The following is a 1549-nucleotide window of genomic DNA, read 5'->3' on the forward strand; positions in this document are numbered from 1 at the left end:
CTCGTAACGTCATCGCGGCCCGCTCCACCCACGTCCGTCCGCGGCCGTCACCGCTCCTCGTGGCGGTGGTCCCTACCCCGGGCCCGGCCTGTGGAGGGCCATCCAACACCGCCGCCTCGTGCCCGGCAAGGTGCGCGCGAGTACGTGATGCCATCGAGCGGACACCGCCCGGATTCACGTCCCGGCTGTCATTTTCCACTGGGGGATTCGGGCGCGCGGAGGAGCACACCGCACGCCCGGATGCTTCTGGACGCGCGGCCCGAGGTGGGGGCCGAGGCCGTCCATGTCCAGCACTTCACCGCCGGTCCGACAGGTGCGTCTTGCTCAGGCGCCGCAGTCCGCGCGGCAGCTGTCCGCCGTGGTGCCGGAGCCCGCGTGCTCGGTGAACTGGCACACGCCGTCGCCGCAGCGGAACAGCTCCGTGGGCTGCACGCGCGTGGTGATGGCCGGGTACGTCTTCCCGTTGTACGTGCACTGCGTGTAGTAGGGCTGGCTCGGGTCGCCCTTCGTGCAGAACTGCTCGCAGCTGCCGATGTTGGTGATGGGCGCGCAGCTGTCCGCGTCCAGCGTGAGGCCGCACGCGCGCGTGGAGCTCTCCGCGGCGCTGAAGTCGCGATCACGCGCCGCGAACAGGCCCTCGCTCGTGAAGAGGTTGCCAAAGAAGCAGCCCTCCTTCGCGCTGTACTGGGACAGCTCTTCCGCGGAGTAGGGCACCGCCGCGCCCTCCGCCGTGCGGCCCAGCACGGACAGCGCGATGTGCAGGCCGTACTTGTTCGCGTGCGCCGCCAGGCACGCGCTCACCGCCTGCTGCTCCGTCACCGTCGCGGGCTTGCCCGACGCCCAGCCCGGCGCCAGGCCCAGGCTGCCCTGCCACGTGTACTTCACCCCCGTCGTCGGGGACTGGAAGGTGCGCGTCTGCCCCGCCGGCACCGCGCACTTCACGATGTACGCCATCAACGTCGGCGACGTGTCCGCGTTCTGGTTGAACCAGTCGTTGAAGCCGTTCGTGGACAGGCCGTTGGTGGACAGGCCGTTCGTGGACAGACCGTTGGTGGAGAGCCCGTTGGTGGAGAGCCCGTTGGTGGACAGACCGTTTTCCACCTGCTGGGCCTGATCCGCCGTGGCCAGGTCCGCCGCGAAGGCGTCCTCCGGCATCGCGCCGCCACAACCCACGAGGGCCAGCAACGCTCCCGTCATCAACGCCGCCTTCAGGGGTTGGCGTGAGGCAACTCGGTTCCACCACTTGCTGCATCCACTTCCAGGCCGAAAAGCAGGGGTGAGGCGCATGTAGGGGGCTCCCGCTCGAGGGGAAGTCGGAGGACCGACTTCCAGAATGTCAGGCAGTCCAGGCTTTCAGCCAGAAAGGTGCTGAAACTGTCAGACAGGGGAATCGTGACGGATTCAGGATTGAAAATAAATACCGCTTCGTCAAAAAATTATGGTGTGGGTCCAATTCTCACGGAGTCAGACGTGTGCCAGTGAAGGGCATGGAACCACAGGCCTGTAGCGGATGCGGCAGGGGGGAGGAGGAGCTGGCTCTTATACACAT

At 67.1% G+C, this 1549-nt stretch carries 1 protein-coding gene; it reads right to left on the minus strand.

Annotated features, from left to right (window positions below; translation table 11 throughout):
• Positions 1-324: 324 nt before the first annotated feature.
• Complete coding sequence (locus D7W79_RS41885) at positions 325-1197, minus strand: hypothetical protein (RefSeq protein ID WP_120530740.1); 873 nt, start codon at positions 1195-1197, stop codon at positions 325-327.
• Between the last annotated feature and the right edge of the window lie 352 nt (positions 1198-1549).

It is taken from the genome of Corallococcus exercitus (genome assembly GCF_003611585.1).
Lineage (GTDB): Bacteria > Myxococcota > Myxococcia > Myxococcales > Myxococcaceae > Corallococcus > Corallococcus exercitus.

What these genes read in the sequence shown, in the direction of transcription:
- D7W79_RS41885 (WP_120530740.1), bottom strand. Translation starts at nt 1,197, where the DNA reads ATGACGGGAGCGTTGCTGGCCCTCGTGGGTTGTGGCGGCGCGATGCCG.